This window comes from Ancylobacter amanitiformis (assembly GCF_030814815.1).
Lineage (GTDB): Bacteria > Pseudomonadota > Alphaproteobacteria > Rhizobiales > Xanthobacteraceae > Ancylobacter > Ancylobacter amanitiformis.
Genome location: NZ_JAUSVR010000002.1, coordinates 413093 through 426799, shown reverse-complemented (window position 1 = coordinate 426799; position 13707 = coordinate 413093). Strand labels below are relative to the sequence as shown.

Genomic DNA, 13707 nt, shown 5'->3' with positions numbered 1-13707 from the left:
CGATGCCCCTCGCCTATTCCGAACTCCGCCAGCGCACCAAGGCGCGTGACCGCAGCCTGCGCGACAAGGTGATGTCGCTGGAGGAGGCAGCAAAGTTGGTGCAGGACGGCGACCACCTCGCGGTCGGCGGCTGCACCGCCTCACGCACGCCCTTTGCCATGATCTGGGCGCTGGTGCGGGCACAGAAGCGAGGCCTCACCGTCTCGCGCTCGATCATGTCGACCGAGGGCGACATCTTCTACGCCTCGGGGCTGTCGCAACACCTCATCACGAGCTGGTTCAGCCAGGGCATCGTCTGGGGCGTCTCGAAAGTGATGCGCGCCTACACCGAGAGCGGGCGTGCCCGCTTCGAGGAATGGAGCCACATGGCCATGGGGCTGCGCTACCGCGCCGGCGCCATGGGCGTGCCCTTCCTGCCGATGCGTTCCATGCTGGGTTCGGACGTGCTGGGCCGGGTGAGCGGCGGCAGCGCCGGGCCGGCGGACCCCGCTTTTGCGGCCGCCAAGACCATGGAGTGCCCGTTCACCGGCGAGACGCTGCTGCTGGTGCCGGCGCTGAACCCGGATGTCGCCATCATCCATGTGCAGCGCTGCGACCCCTATGGCAACGCCCAGCTCGACGGGCTCACCTTCATGGACATCGACATCGCGATGGCCGCCAACAAGGTGATCCTCACCACCGAGCGGGTAGTGTCCAACGAGCAGATCCGCCGCCAGCCGGACCAGACCAAGATCGGCTTCTTCACCGTCGACGCCGTGGTCGAAGTGCCGTTCGGCTGCGCCCCGCACGAGTGCTACGGGCTCTACGAGCCGTTCTACAGCCACATGGACATGTATGCGCAGATGACCGCGCGCGACCCGGAAGCCGGGGCGCGGGACTATCTCGAGCGCTTCTATCACGAGCCGAAGACCTGGGCGGACTATCTCAGCCGCATCGGCATGGCCGAGCTGATCGACGCCCAGCGCCGCGGGAGTGCCATTCATGACGACTGATTCCGCGCTCGACGCTCCCGCGCGTATCCAGGCGCCTGACGCACTGCCTGCCCCTGACGCACCGCCTGCCTACACCGCCTCCGAACTGCTGGCGGTCATGAGCGCGCGGCTCCTGAAGGAAGGCCAGACCGTGTTCGCCGGGGTCGGCATTCCGCTGCTGGCGGCAATCCTCGCGCAGAAGACCCGCGCGCCCGGCCTCACCATCCTGTTCGAGGGCGGGGTGATCGGCCCGTTCGTCGAGGCCGGCAAGCTGCCGCCTTCCACCAACGAGCAGCGCTGCACGCGGCGCGCCAACATGCTGGTCTCGATCACCGAGGTGCTCTTGATGCTGCAGCGCGGCTATGTCGATGTCGGTTTCATGGGCGGCGCGCAGATCGACCGCTTCGGAAATCTGAACTCCTCCTTCATCGGCGACCCCGCGCACCCGAAGATCCGCCTGCCCGGCACTGGCGGGGGCAACGACATCGCCTCCCTCGCCGACATGATCGTCGCCATGAAGCACGAGAAGCGCCGTTTCGTGGAAAAGGTCGATTTCATCACCTCGCCGGGCTTCCTCGACGGCGGCGACACGCGGGCGCAGGCCGGGCTGCCGGCGGGCGGCATGTTCCGCGTCGTCACCGATCTCGGCATCATGGGTTTCGATGCGGTGACGAAGGCCATGACGGTGCTGGCGCTGCATCCCGGCGTCACCGCGCAGGCGATCAAGGCCAATACCGGCTTCGATCTGCCGGTGCCGGCCGATGCGCCCGTCACCGAGCCGCCGACCGAACTCGAACTGTCCATCCTGCGCGAGCTCGACCCGCAGCGGCTCTACACGGCTTAGTTCCTTCTCCCTCTCCCCGTCGGGGAGAGGGTTGGAGTGAGGGTTCTTCCTTTGCTCCGCAATCGTACGCCCCCTCACCCGCCGCGACGCGGCGACCTCTGCCCGACGGGGAGAGGTGAGAAGAAGGTCGCCCCATGCCCGCTCCCGTCTCCTTCGGCGTCGCGATGCGCAATTTCACCCGCTTCCCCGAGTTGCCGGACGCGGGGGCGCTGATCGACTATGGCGTGCGCATGGAGGAACTGGGATTCTCCTCGCTCTGGGTGTGGGATCACATCCTGCTCGGCACCGATCCGCATTTCCCGATCATCGACTCGCTGTCGCTGCTGACCGCGGTGGCGGCGCGGACCAAGACCATCAAGATCGGCACCGGCGTGCTGGTGCTGCCGCTGCGCAATCCGGTCATCCTGGCCAAGCAGCTGTCCTCGCTCGACCTGATCTCCAACGGCCGGCTGATGCTCGGCGCGGCGGTGGGCTGGTACAAGCGCGAATTCGATGCTGTCGGTATTGCCTATGAACGGCGCGGCAAGATCATGGACCGCAACCTCGACATATTGAAGCGGCTGTGGACCGAGGATTCCGTCACCGGTGAATGGGACGAGCTGAACCTGCGCAATGCGGTGATGTTCCCCAAGCCCGTGCAGAAGCCGCACCCGCCGATCCTCATCGGCGGCTATGTCGACGTGGTGCTCAAGCGCGCCGCCACCAAGGGCGACGGCTGGCTGACCTATTTCTACACGCCCGAGGCCTATCGCGAGTCCTGGGCGAAGATATCGGCCTATGCCGAGGAAGCCGGCCGCGACCCCGCCGACCTCTACAGCCTCAACCAGCTGCCGATCTATGTCGGCCCGCGCGAGGTCGGCATGCCAAAGATGACCGAATGGCTGAACGCCGAATGGGACCTGTCCAAGGGTTCGCTCTCGACCTTCGACAGCGCCATTGTCGGCACCCCCGCCGAATGCGCCGAGCAGATCGCCGCCCATATGGCGACTGGCGTGAAGAAGATCGTCTTCGTGCCGTGGCGCTACGAGAAGGAGCAGATCGACCTTCTCGCCCATGAGGTGCTGCCGCTGCTGCGGAAATAGCCAGAAGGTCCTCTCCCTGACGCGGAGAGGACGCCCCCTCACCCGCCGCGCGCCGCCAGGCTCCCCACGCGCGCGAACTTGCCCGCCGCCGGCTCGACGCGCGGCGTCAGCGCGTCCGCCGCATAGGAACGCTGCTTCTGCCGCGAGGGCGCCTCGCCATAGAGCGTGGTGCGCTGCCGGGCGAGGCGGCCGGCCGCGCGGATCGCCGCTTCCATCCGGTCGGGCGGAAATTCCTGCCCGTGCACGCCGCCGGCGGCGCGGCTGATCGATTCATCCATCAAGGTGCCGCCGCTGTCATTGGCCCCCGCCGCCAGCGCCGCGACAAGGCCGCCCTCCCCCAGCTTGACCCAGGATGCCTGGATGTTGGGGATGAGCGGGTTGAGCGCCAGCCGCCCCACCGCATGCATCAGCAGTGCCTCGCGCCGGCTGGGGCCGGCCCGCGTGCCGCCCTTGAGATAGAGCGGCGCTTCCATGTGCAGGAAGGGCAGCGGCACGAATTCGGTGATGCCGCCGGTCTCGGCCTGCAATTGGCGCAGCCGGAGGAGATGGCGCGCCCAGTGCCGGTAGCCATCGACATGGCCGAACATGATGGTCGACGTGGTCCTGAGGCCGACGCGATGGGCGGCGGCCACTGTCTCCAGCCATTCCCGCGTGGTCAGCTTGTCCGCGCAAAGCCGTGCGCGCACCTCGTCGTCAAGGATTTCCGCCGCCGTTCCCGGCAGCGAGCCGAGGCCCGCCTGCTTCAGCGCGAGGAGGAAATCCGGCACGGAGAGGCCGAGCGTCGCCGCGCCATGGCGCACTTCCAGCGGCGAGAAGGCATGGACATGCATGTCCGGCACCGCCCGCTTCACCGCCCGCAGGATGGCGAGATAGGTGTCGCCGGAGAAATCCGGGTGGATGCCGCCCTGCATGCACACTTCGGTCGCCCCGCGCGCCCATGCCTCACGGGTCCGGCGCTGGATCTCGTCCAGATCCAGCTCATAGGGCCGGCCGCGCAGATGCTCGTGCTGGCGCCCCTTGGAGAAGGCGCAGAAGCCGCATTTATGGGCGCAGACATTGGTGTAGTTGATGTTGCGCGTGACGACATAGGACACCGTGTCGCCCACCACCGCGCGCCGCAGCGCATCCGCCGCCGCGAAGACCCGCTGCGCCCGGCTGCCCCGCGCGTCGAACAGCGCGACGATCTCGCCCTCATCGAGCGCGCGGCCGGCGACCGCCTTGTCGAGCACCGCCTCCAGCACCGTCTCCGGCCCGGCAATGGCCGGTGCGGCGGGCCATTCGACCACGCGGGCCTCCGGCGCGCCGACACGCCAGCCGCCTTCATGGGCGAGACCCGCGCCATCGGCGCGGCGCAGCACGAGCGGCGCGACGGCCGGATCCAGCCAGCGCGCGCGATCCTCGATATAGGCGGGATAGACCGCGAGCCGGGGACTGAGTACCTTTCCGGCACGCGCGGTGGCGGCGGCGAGCGCGGCGAGCGCCGGCCACGGCGCTTCGGGATTCACGTGGTCGGGCGTGACCGGCGAGACGCCGCCCCAATCATTGATCCCGGCATCGATCAGCGCCTTCAGCCCCTCCGGCTGCAGGTTGGGCGGCGCCTGGAGCGAGATGGCCGGGCCGAGGATCAGCCGCGCCACCGCGACGGTCCACAGATGGTCGTCCAGCGAGGGTTCGGGCGCGCCGGCCATCTTCGTGCCCGGCTTGGCGCGGAAATTCTGGATGATCACTTCCTGCACATGGCCGTGCCGCGCGTGGCTGTCGCGAATGGCCAGCAGCGCTTCGATGCGTTCCACCCGCGTCTCGCCGATGCCGATCAGCAGCCCCGTTGTGAACGGCACGCCCGCGCGACCGGCCGCCTCCAGCGTGGCGAGGCGCGCTTGCGGCCATTTGTCGGGCGAGCCGAAATGCGGACCGCCGCGCGCCGAAAGCCGCTCGGCGGTCGTCTCGATCATCAGCCCCTGCGACGCCGACACCGTGCGCAGGCGCGCCAGATCCGCCGCCGCCATCACCCCGGCATTGAGGTGAGGCAGAAGACCGGTCTCGCGCAGCACAAGCCCGGCCATGGCGGCGAGATAGTCCAGCGTCGTGGCGAAGCCCAGCGTCGCCAGTTCCTCGCGGGCCAGGGCGTAGCGCTGCTCCGGCTTGTCGCCGAGGGTGAACAGCGCCTCGTCGCAGCCCATCTGCGCGCCGGCGCGGGCGATGGCCAGCACCTCGTCAGGCCGGAGAAAGGCGCGCTGCCCCTTTCGCGGGGCATGGGCGAAGGTGCAGTAATGGCAAACGTCGCGGCACAGCTGGGTGAGCGGGATGAAGACCTTGCGCGAGACGGTGACGGTGGCGCCGAAGCCGGCATCGCGCATCTGCGCCGCCGCCCGCATCAGCGCGGCGAGGTCGCCCGCGCCGGCCAGCGCCAGCGCCGCCTCGCGGGCGAGCGTTTCGCCGCCGGGGAGCCCTTCCGCCGGCACCATCGCCCTAGCCCCTCATCTTCTCGGGCAGCGTCACCAGTTCGACGCCGGCCTCCTCCAGCGCGCCGCGCACGGCACGCGCCACCGCGATGGCGGTCGGCTCGTCGCCATGCACGCAGAGCGAATCGAACCGGGTCGGCAGCGGCTTGCCGTCGACCGAGATGATCTCGCCGTCCAGCACCATGCGCACCGTGCGCTCCGCCGCGATCGCGGGATCCTTGATCACCGCGCGCGGGTCGGTGCGGGTGAGCAGGTTGCCCGCGTCATCATAGAGCCGGTCGATGAAGGCCTCACGCGCCAGCGGCAGGTCGAGTTCCAGCGCCGCCGTCTCCATCGCCGATCCGGACAGCGCGAGATAATAGAGCGAGGGATCGACCGTGCGGATCGCCCGCCCGATCGCCAGCGCATAGCTCTTGTCGATGGCGGCCATGTTGTTGAGCGCGCCATGCGGCTTCACATGCGTCACCTTGGTGCCGGCATAGGCCGCCATGCCGGCCAGCGCGCCGAGCTGATAGGCCACGAGATATTCGAGATCGGCCGGGCTCATGCGGATCTGCCGGCGGCCGAAACCCCAGATGTCGTTGAAGCCGGGATGGGCGCCGATGGAGACGCCGTTCTCCTTCGCCTTGAGGCAGACCTCGCGCATGACCGTGGCGTCGCCGCCATGCAGGCCGCAGGCGACATTGACGCTCTGCACAAGGGTGAGGATCTCGTCGTCATTGCCGATCCGATAGTGACCGTAGCCCTCGCCCATATCGGCGTTGATGTTGATGCGCACGGCCACGGGCAACCTCCTGATCACTGTTCACGTCCACGATTAACACATTATCTGGTAATGCATTTCAAGCTCAATCATCCTAACATTAGGATGAATTATCCACGCGCTGGAGACCTCCCGTGACGGAAGAGAAGGCGGAGCAGCACGATGCCGGTTCCCGGCGCCTCGGCGCGCTGGCGCGCTTCCTCGATCTGGGCGACACGGCCTTCGCGGTGGAGTTCGGCACCGTCATCGCGCCAGAGATCAACGCCCTCGTCCACCGCACGGCGGCGCTGCTGGCGGCACACCCGCCCGAGGGCATGGTCGAGACGGTGCCGACCTTCCGCTCGCTGCTGGTGCATTACGATCCGCGCCGCACCTGCGCCGCCGCGCTTCAGGAGAGCCTTGCCGCGCTCGACATCGGCGAGGCCCGCGTCGAGGCTCCCGCCCGCGTCTGGCGCATTCCGGTGCTTTATGGCGGCGAAGCGGGCCCGGACCTCGGCGATGTCGCCCGCGCCACCGGCCTCGGCGAGGACGAGGTGATCGCCCGCCATGCCGGCACGGTCTACCGCGTCTATGTGCAGGGCTTCCTGCCGGGCTTCGCCTATCTCGGCGACCTGCCGGCGGAACTGGACCTGCCGCGCCTCACCAGCCCACGCGTGCGGGTGCCCGCCGGATCGGTCGCCATCGCCCAGCGCATGACCGGCATCTATCCCGTCGAATCGCCCGGCGGCTGGCGGTTGATCGGCCACACGCCGCTGCGCTTCTTCGATCCCGCGCGGGCGCCGCCCACCCTGTTCACGCCCGGCGACGGGGTACGCTTCGTGCCAGCGGGGCCGGATGAACATGCGGCGATCCGCGCGGCGGTGGCGCGCGGCGCCCATGTTCCGGATTGCGAGGCGAGCCGATGAGCGCGGCAATCGCCATCCTCCAGCCCGGCCCGCAGACCAGCGTGCAGGATGCCGGGCGCCTCGGCTTCCAGGCCTTTGGCGTGCCGGTCTGCGGCGCGCTGGATCCGCCCGCGCTGCGGCTCGCCAATGCGCTGGTGGGCAACGAGCCCGGGGCGGCCGCGCTGGAACTGCGGCTCGCCGGCCCCGCCTTCGAGGTGACCGGCGGCCCCGCCCGGCTGGCGCTGACAGGCGCCGATGGCGTGATCGAGGTGGAGCAGGGCGGGGAGACGCGGCGCTTCGGCCCCTGGCGCGCGATCGATATACCGGAGCGCGCGCGGGTGCGGATCGGGCCGCTCAAGGCGAGCGGCAGCGCCATCCTCGCCTTTGCCGGCGGCATTGACGTGCCGTGCGTGCTGGGCTCGCGCGCAACCGATCTCAAGGGCCGGTTCGGCGGGCATCTCGGCCGCGCGCTGATGGCGGGCGACGTTATCGCGCTGGGTGCCTCCTCGCTCGACGGCCCGTGTCTTGAACTCCAGAACCCGCCATCGCTGACCTTCGGCGGGGCGCTGCGCGTGGTGCTGGGCCCGCAGGCCGACGCGTTCACCGAGGACGGGCTCGCGGAGTTTCTCGGCACGGCCTATCGCGTCTCCCGCGAGGCGGACCGCATGGGCCTGCGGCTGGAGGGCACGCCGCTCGGCTTCCGGCGGGGTGCCGACATCGTGTCCGACGGCATCGTCACCGGCTCGATCCAGGTGCCGGGCTCGGGACTGCCCATCCTGCTGCTGGCGGACCACCAGACGATCGGCGGCTATGCCAAGATCGCCACGGTCATTTCCGCCGACCTCCCCGCCGCCGGCCGGCTGCTGCCGGGCGCCTCGGTGCGCTTCATCGCCGTCTCCGTCGCGCAGGCGGAAGAGGCCCGCCGCGCGCAGGAGCGGGCCGTCGCCCAGCAGATCGCCGCGCTCCTGCCCGTGCGTGCGCTCGCCCGCGTCGATCTCGAGGCGCTGCTGCGCGAAAATCTGGTCTCCGGCGTCGTTTCGGCGCTGGAATCCGACGAAGGGCGCGGAGCGATGGATAGGATTACATGATAGGGAAGATAGGAAGACCCCAGCGATTCTGACCTGACCCGCGGCTGCGCACGCGAATGTGCCGTTGCCGCCATCGGAACCGACATTGCCCATGCTCAAGGATTCTCCCTCCGGCCTGACCAGTCCCGATTATCGTCGCAGCCCGGTGCCGCGCTATCTGCAGGTCGCCGGGGTCATCCGCCGGCGCATCGAGGACGGTGTGTGGGGGCCGAACGAGAAAATCTCAACCCTGCAGGAACTGGAAGCCGAGTTCCGCGTCGCCCGCGTCACCGTGCGCCAGGCAGTGGAGGTGCTGCAGAGCGAGGGGCTGGTGCGGCGCATCCAGGGCAAGGGCACCTTCGTCTCCGCCTCGGTCGAGGAGAAACGCTGGCTCAAGCTCGATCTCAAATGGCACTCGCTGGCCGGCACCATCGGCGCCAACGTGCCGCGCTTCCTGCCCGTGCCCGCCAACCCGCCGCTGCCCACCGTGCAGCCGGAGGACGGCAGCCCCGCCCCGCGCTACCGCTACCTGGAAAGCGTGCAGTCGCGGCGCGGCCAGCCCTATTCCTTCGCGCGGGTGCATGTCGACGAGCGGTTGCTCGCGCTCGCCCCTACCCGCTTCGAGCGCGAGCCGACCATCAGTGTCGTTGCCACGCTGGAGGGGCTGCAGGTGAAGAAGGCGCGCCAGTCCTTCATCGTCGGCACGGTGGAGCCGCGCGTGGCCAACCTGCTCGCCATCGGCATCGGCTTTCCCACCGTGGAGGCGCATCTCGTGGTGGTGGACGAGAACGACGTGGTGATCTACCTCGCCGACATCATCTATCGCGGCGACTGCGTGCAGCTCGACGTCGACCTGCTGCGCTGAGGCAAAGGCTAGGCGGGTCAACCGCTTGCGCGGCCTTGCGCAGAGGTTGATTCATCCGCGCGCGCCGCGCCGTTCCCAAAGTGGTTCAAGCCCCTCGCGCAGGCGGAAAGCGAGCCCGCCCGAGGACTTGCGCGCCGCTTCGCCCAAACTGATTCAGCCGCGCCCGAACAGCCGCGCCAGCCAGCCCTTCACCAGGGCGAGGAACAGCGCGCCGGCGTCGAGCGGCGCCGCCGCGACCGGGGTCGCCTGCCCTTTCAGCGCCGCGCCCAGGTTGGCGGCGAAGGCGCTGGTCAGGCGGGCGGCGAGGTCGCGGGCAATGGCGCCCCGGCTCATCTGGGCGAGCGGGCCCTGCAGCACATAGGCCACCTCGATGTGCACGCGGGTGGCATTTCCTCCCGCCGCCGCCTCAAGCCGATAGGCCAGCCGTGCCTCGATGCGGCTGGCGCTGCGGCCATCGACGCCGCGCCCGTGAATGACGCCGGACCAGTTGGCCGGATCGGGCGCGATGAGGCCGATCCCGCCAAACGCCGCCTGCATCGGGCCGAGCTTCACGCTCATCTCCGCCTCAAGGCGGCGCCCGTCGCTCGGCTGCGTCAGCCGCGCGCCCGGCAGGCAGGCGATGACGCGCGCGGGATCCTGGAACAGCGCCCACACCTCCCCGCGCGGGGCGTCGACCTCGAACGCCTCGGTGATCTCGATCGGGTTGCTCAGCGGCGCCGGGATGAACGCGCCCCCGGCCGCCGACGCCATCGCCACCGGCGCGGCCATCGCGGGAGCCTCGCCGCCGGCCCGGCGGGCGGGCGACACCGGCAGGGTGAGCGGGGACGGACCGACCGGCGGCGCCGGGCTCGCCCCGCGCGTGACGAGGGGCGCCGCGCCCGCCCGCGCGAGGGCCACGGCGCGGATCGCCCGCACGATGCCGGCATAGCCGGTGCAGCGACAGAGATTGCCGGCAAGTTCGTGGCGGATCGCCGCTTCGTCCAGGCCCGGCCGGCGCAGCACGATGTCGCGCGCCATGATCAGCATGCCGGGCGTGCAAAAGCCGCATTGCAGGGCGTGCTCGCGGGTGAAGGCCGCGCGCAGTTCGCCCGCCACGGCATCCTGCGCCAATCCCTCGATGGTGGTGATGCTCGCCCCGTCCAGCGCCACGGGATAGGCAATGCAGGAGCGGGCCGGCGCGCCGTCGACCAGCACGGTGCAGGCGCCGCACACGCCATGCTCGCAGCCCAGATGCGTGCCGGTGAGCAGCAATTCCTCGCGCACGAAATCGGCAAGGCTCTGGCGCGGCTCGATTTCGGCGTCAATGCCGCGGCCGTTGATGCGGAAGTGAACGGCGTTCATGGGGCCACACGTTTCATGGGGCAATGTGTGTCATGGGGCAATGTGGTTCATGAGGTGAGACTTTCGGGCGTCGTCTCGCGTGCCAGCGCGGCAATGGCGTCGCCGATCACCGCGCGGCGCAGGCGGAAGGTGGCGGGATCGCCGGCGAGCCCCGCGCGGCGCAGCAAATCCTCGACGCCAGCGGGATCGGCGATCAATGCGGCGGCCTCGGTGACCACGAGCTGGCGGGCCTCGGTAGCGCCGACCACGAGGCGATGCACGCCGCACGCGGGATCGGACAGCACCGCGCACATGGCTTCCGCGAACTCGCCCAGCTTGCGGCAGGACTTGCGATAGCCGAAGCGCGCGCCCGCCGCGCAGCGGGGCACGAATACGCCGGTAATGATTTCGCCCGGCCCCAGCGCGGTCTCGAACGCGCCGAGGATGAACGCCTCAACGGGCAGTTCGCGCCGCCCCTCGGGACCGGCCAGATGCACCACGGCACCCAGCGCGGCGAGCGTGGTGGGCCAGTCGGCGGCGGGGTCGGCATGGGCGAGGCTGCCGCCGATGGTGCCGCGATTGCGCACCGCGCGATAGGCGATGCCGTGGGCGATGCGGGCGAGGAAGCCGGGCGTCGGGTCGGGCACCGCGCCATCCTCGAACTCGGCATGGGTGATGGCCGCGCCGAACAGCACGCCGCCCGGCCCCTCCTCCACCCCTCGCAGATCGGGCAGCCGCACCACGTCGACCAGCAGGGAGGGCCGGGCGAGGCGCAGGTTCAGCATCGGGCCCAGACTTTGCCCGCCGGCTATCGGCTTGGCGCCGGCATCGGCCAGCGCCGCTGTCGCCGCCGCGAGGTCGGCAGGCCGCGTGTAGTCGAAACGTGCCGGCTTCACGACACGCCCCCCGCGGGCCGCACCCCCGCCCTGGCCCGCGCCGCCGTCACCGCCTCGCGCACCCGGCGCGGGGTCATCGGGGAGACGGTGAGTTCCACGCCGAGATCGGCCAGCGCGTCGTTGATGGCATTGCCGATGGCCGCCGGCGGCGCGATGGCACCGCCCTCGCCGATGCCCTTCTGGCCGAAGCGTGTATTGGGCGAAGGTGTTTCCATGTGGGCGATGCGCACATCCGGCATCTCATTGGCGCCAGGCAGGAGATAGTCGGCGAAGGTGGAGGCGAGCGGCTGGCCATGTTCGTCATAGGCCATCTCCTCGTAGAGCGCGGTGCCGATGCCCTGCGCGGTGCCGCCATAGATCTGGCCGTCGACCACCATCGGGTTGAGCAGCACGCCGCCATCCTCGACGATGACGTAATCGAGTATTTCGACTTCTCCGGTGTCCGGCTCGACCGCCACCACGCAGGCATGGCTGGCATAGGAGAAGGTGCCGGTATCGACCGTCGGCCGATAGCCCGCGACGAGGTCGAGCCCCGCCGGATCGGCGTCCCGCGGCAGGTTCTGCGGCGCGCGATAGAAGGTGTGCGCCACCTCCTTGAAGCTCACGGAGCCGGCCGGCCCGACCACCCTCGCCCCCTCGATCCGCACCGCGTCCACCGGCGCCTGAAGCAGATGCGCGCCGATGCGCCTGATGCGCCCGCCCAGCGTCTCGCAGGCGCTGGCCACCGCCCCGCCGGCCATGACCGCCGAGCGCGAGCCCCAGGTGCCGGTGGAATAGGGCGTCATGGCGGTATCGCCATGCACCACGTTCACCAGATCGGGGTCGATGCCCAGCACCTCGCAGGCGATCTGCGCCAGCGTGGTTTCCATGGACTGGCCGTGACTCTGGTTGCCCACGCGCAGTTCCAGCGTGCCGTCCGGGGTGAGGCGCGCGCCGCACTGCTCGAAACCCGGCACCATGGGAATGCCCCAGCCGTGATAGACCGAGGTGCCATGCGCGCCCTGTTCGCAATAAGTGGCGTAGCCGATGCCGATACGCCGCCCGTCCGGCTCGCCGCGCGCCTGCCGCGCCCGCACGCCGGCATGGTCGATCATGGCATGCGCGCGGCGCAGGCTCTCGGGGTAATCGCCCATGTCGAACGCCTTGCCGGTGATCGAGGTGAAGGGCATCTCATCGGGCCGCACCAGATTGGCGAGGCGCACCTCATAGGGCTCGCGCCCGGCGGCACGGGCGACCGCGTCGATCATCAGCTCCATCGCCGTGCACACGCCGGTGCGGGCGACGCCGCGATAGGGCACGATGGGCGGCTTGTTGGTGCAGGCGGAATAGGCGCGGCAGCGATAGGCCGGCAGGTTGTAGGGGCCGGGCAGGTTGGACACCACCTGCGCGCCTTCCAGACACGCCGAGAACGGGTAGACCGAATAGGCCCCGGCATCGACATGGGCCAGCGCCTCGAAGCCGAGCAGCGTGCCGTCGGCCTCGGCATAGGCGGTCATGATGTAATGATGCTCGCGGCAATTGGCGGCGGCGATCAGGTGCTCGCGCCGGTCCTCCAGCCACTTGATCGGACGGTCGAGCTTGAGCGCCGCCCAGGCGCAGCACACTTCCTCGGGCTGCAACAGCCCTTTCCAGCCGAAGCCGCCGCCGACATCGGGCGCCACCACGCGGATGCGGCGCTCCTCCAGCCCCAGGCATTCGGCAAGGCCCGAGCGCACGATGTGCGGCATCTGCGTCGAGGTCCACAGATGCAACTGCTCGGTATGGCGCTCGTGCACGGCGATGCAGCCCTTGCCCTCCAGCGGCGCCATGCATTGCCGGCTGGTGCGCACCTCGCGCGTGACCTTGATCGGCGCGCCGGCGAGGCGCCCGTCGAACTGGCTGTCGACCTGCGAGACGAGGAAGACATTGTCGGGCCAGTCCTCATGGATGCGCGCGGCGTCCGGTTTCACCGTGCGCAGCATGTCGACATTGGCGGGCAGTTCCTCATAGTCGACGGTGATCTCCTCGGCGAGATCCTCCGCCTGCGCCCGCGTCTCTGCCAGCACCATCGCCACCGGCTCGCCGACGAAGCGCACCTTGGTGCTCGCGAGCGAGGGTTGGGCGGAAACGCGGAAGCCCGGCAGGCCGGTCTTGGCGAGAATGTCCTTCACCCCCGCCATGTCCTCATGCGTGAAGGCGCGGCCCTTCAGATGGGCGGGGATGTGGATCCCCCGGATGCGGGCATGGGCGAGGGTCGAGCGCACGAAGGCGGCTTCCAGCTGGCCCGGAAATCGCATGTCGCCGATGAACCGTCCGCGCCCTTCGAGGAGGCGGGCATCCTCCTTGCGCGGGATGGAGGCGCCGACGCCGCGACCCTTCGCCGGCCGCGGGTCCAGCTTCTGCTCGTCCAGCCTGTGCTCATCCATATGCGGGCCGACCATAAAATCCCCCGGGGGAGCCTCTTGCGTGATCCGCTATCTTATTCGGATATAGACATTATCGCACCATATGTGCTGATCTTTGCACAAATAGTATCTCTGGCCAATATACGGGCAGCGGGACGGACGGGGCCGG

Annotated in this window: 11 protein-coding genes; 6 read left to right on the top strand and 5 right to left on the bottom strand. The window is 69.7% G+C overall.

Translation table 11 applies throughout. The features are described from left to right. Positions 1 to 2 precede the first annotated feature (2 nt). From QOZ99_RS05015 to QOZ99_RS05005, 3 genes are all read left to right on the top strand, one after another. Positions 3 to 992 (top strand): CoA transferase subunit A, encoded by a 990-nt coding sequence (locus QOZ99_RS05015; protein WP_306888991.1) that lies wholly within the window; start codon positions 3 to 5, stop codon positions 990 to 992. A gap of 97 nt (positions 993 to 1089) precedes the next feature. Next, the gene (locus QOZ99_RS05010) at positions 1090 to 1815 is read left to right on the top strand and encodes a CoA-transferase subunit beta (protein WP_306888990.1); all 726 of its coding nucleotides are present in this window, start codon (positions 1090 to 1092) and stop codon (positions 1813 to 1815) included. A gap of 134 nt (positions 1816 to 1949) precedes the next feature. After that, positions 1950 to 2897: an LLM class flavin-dependent oxidoreductase gene (locus tag QOZ99_RS05005; protein WP_306888857.1), complete on the top strand. Its 948-nt coding sequence runs from the start codon at positions 1950 to 1952 to the stop codon at positions 2895 to 2897. A gap of 38 nt (positions 2898 to 2935) precedes the next feature. On the opposite strand, the gene cofH is transcribed toward QOZ99_RS05005, so the two are convergent. After that, the gene (gene cofH, locus QOZ99_RS05000; protein WP_306888855.1) at positions 2936 to 5362 is read right to left on the bottom strand and encodes a 5-amino-6-(D-ribitylamino)uracil--L-tyrosine 4-hydroxyphenyl transferase CofH; all 2427 of its coding nucleotides are present in this window, start codon (positions 5360 to 5362) and stop codon (positions 2936 to 2938) included. A gap of 4 nt (positions 5363 to 5366) precedes the next feature. After that, positions 5367 to 6137, bottom strand: a complete 771-nt coding sequence (locus QOZ99_RS04995) for a LamB/YcsF family protein (RefSeq protein ID WP_306888989.1) — start codon at positions 6135 to 6137, stop codon at positions 5367 to 5369. A gap of 119 nt (positions 6138 to 6256) precedes the next feature. Between QOZ99_RS04995 and pxpB the strand changes: the two genes are divergently transcribed. The 3 genes from pxpB to QOZ99_RS04980 all read left to right on the top strand — a co-directional run bounded on the left by pxpB (position 6257) and on the right by QOZ99_RS04980 (position 8938). Continuing rightward, positions 6257 to 7027, top strand: coding sequence for a 5-oxoprolinase subunit PxpB (gene pxpB / locus QOZ99_RS04990; protein WP_306888854.1), 771 nt, complete (start codon positions 6257 to 6259; stop codon positions 7025 to 7027). Next, positions 7024 to 8094, top strand: a complete 1071-nt coding sequence (locus QOZ99_RS04985) for a 5-oxoprolinase subunit C family protein (RefSeq protein ID WP_306888853.1) — start codon at positions 7024 to 7026, stop codon at positions 8092 to 8094. Before pxpB ends, QOZ99_RS04985 begins: the two co-directional genes overlap by 4 nt. A gap of 91 nt (positions 8095 to 8185) precedes the next feature. Further along, a complete protein-coding gene (locus QOZ99_RS04980) occupies positions 8186 to 8938 on the top strand; it encodes a GntR family transcriptional regulator (protein ID WP_306888852.1) in 753 nt (250 codons plus the stop codon). A 153-nt stretch (positions 8939 to 9091) separates the two neighbouring features. Here the strand turns inward: QOZ99_RS04980 and QOZ99_RS04975 are convergent, their stop codons facing one another. Genes QOZ99_RS04975 through QOZ99_RS04965 form a run of 3 tightly spaced genes read right to left on the bottom strand, consistent with a single transcriptional unit; the run spans position 9092 to position 13559 of the window. Beyond that, positions 9092 to 10279, bottom strand: a complete 1188-nt coding sequence (locus tag QOZ99_RS04975; RefSeq protein ID WP_306888851.1) for a xanthine dehydrogenase family Fe-S subunit — start codon at positions 10277 to 10279, stop codon at positions 9092 to 9094. Positions 10280 to 10326: 47 nt separating this feature from the next. Further along, complete coding sequence (locus tag QOZ99_RS04970; RefSeq protein WP_306888849.1) at positions 10327 to 11154, bottom strand: FAD binding domain-containing protein; 828 nt, start codon at positions 11152 to 11154, stop codon at positions 10327 to 10329. Continuing rightward, the gene (locus QOZ99_RS04965) at positions 11151 to 13559 is read right to left on the bottom strand and encodes a xanthine dehydrogenase family protein molybdopterin-binding subunit (protein ID WP_306888988.1); all 2409 of its coding nucleotides are present in this window, start codon (positions 13557 to 13559) and stop codon (positions 11151 to 11153) included. Before QOZ99_RS04965 ends, QOZ99_RS04970 begins: the two co-directional genes overlap by 4 nt. Positions 13560 to 13707: the final 148 nt, after the last annotated feature.

Bases quoted from the DNA above. Each gene is read 5' to 3' on its own strand.
- QOZ99_RS04965 (WP_306888988.1), bottom strand. From the start codon at position 13,559: ATGGATGAGCACAGGCTGGACGAGCAGAAGCTGGACCCGCGGCCGGCG.
- QOZ99_RS04980 (WP_306888852.1), top strand. From the start codon at position 8,186: ATGCTCAAGGATTCTCCCTCCGGCCTGACCAGTCCCGATTATCGTCGC.
- QOZ99_RS04985 (WP_306888853.1), top strand. From the start codon at position 7,024: ATGAGCGCGGCAATCGCCATCCTCCAGCCCGGCCCGCAGACCAGCGTG.
- QOZ99_RS05005 (WP_306888857.1), top strand. From the start codon at position 1,950: ATGCCCGCTCCCGTCTCCTTCGGCGTCGCGATGCGCAATTTCACCCGC.
- QOZ99_RS04975 (WP_306888851.1), bottom strand. From the start codon at position 10,279: ATGAACGCCGTTCACTTCCGCATCAACGGCCGCGGCATTGACGCCGAA.
- cofH (WP_306888855.1), bottom strand. From the start codon at position 5,362: ATGGTGCCGGCGGAAGGGCTCCCCGGCGGCGAAACGCTCGCCCGCGAG.
- QOZ99_RS05010 (WP_306888990.1), top strand. From the start codon at position 1,090: ATGAGCGCGCGGCTCCTGAAGGAAGGCCAGACCGTGTTCGCCGGGGTC.
- QOZ99_RS05015 (WP_306888991.1), top strand. From the start codon at position 3: ATGCCCCTCGCCTATTCCGAACTCCGCCAGCGCACCAAGGCGCGTGAC.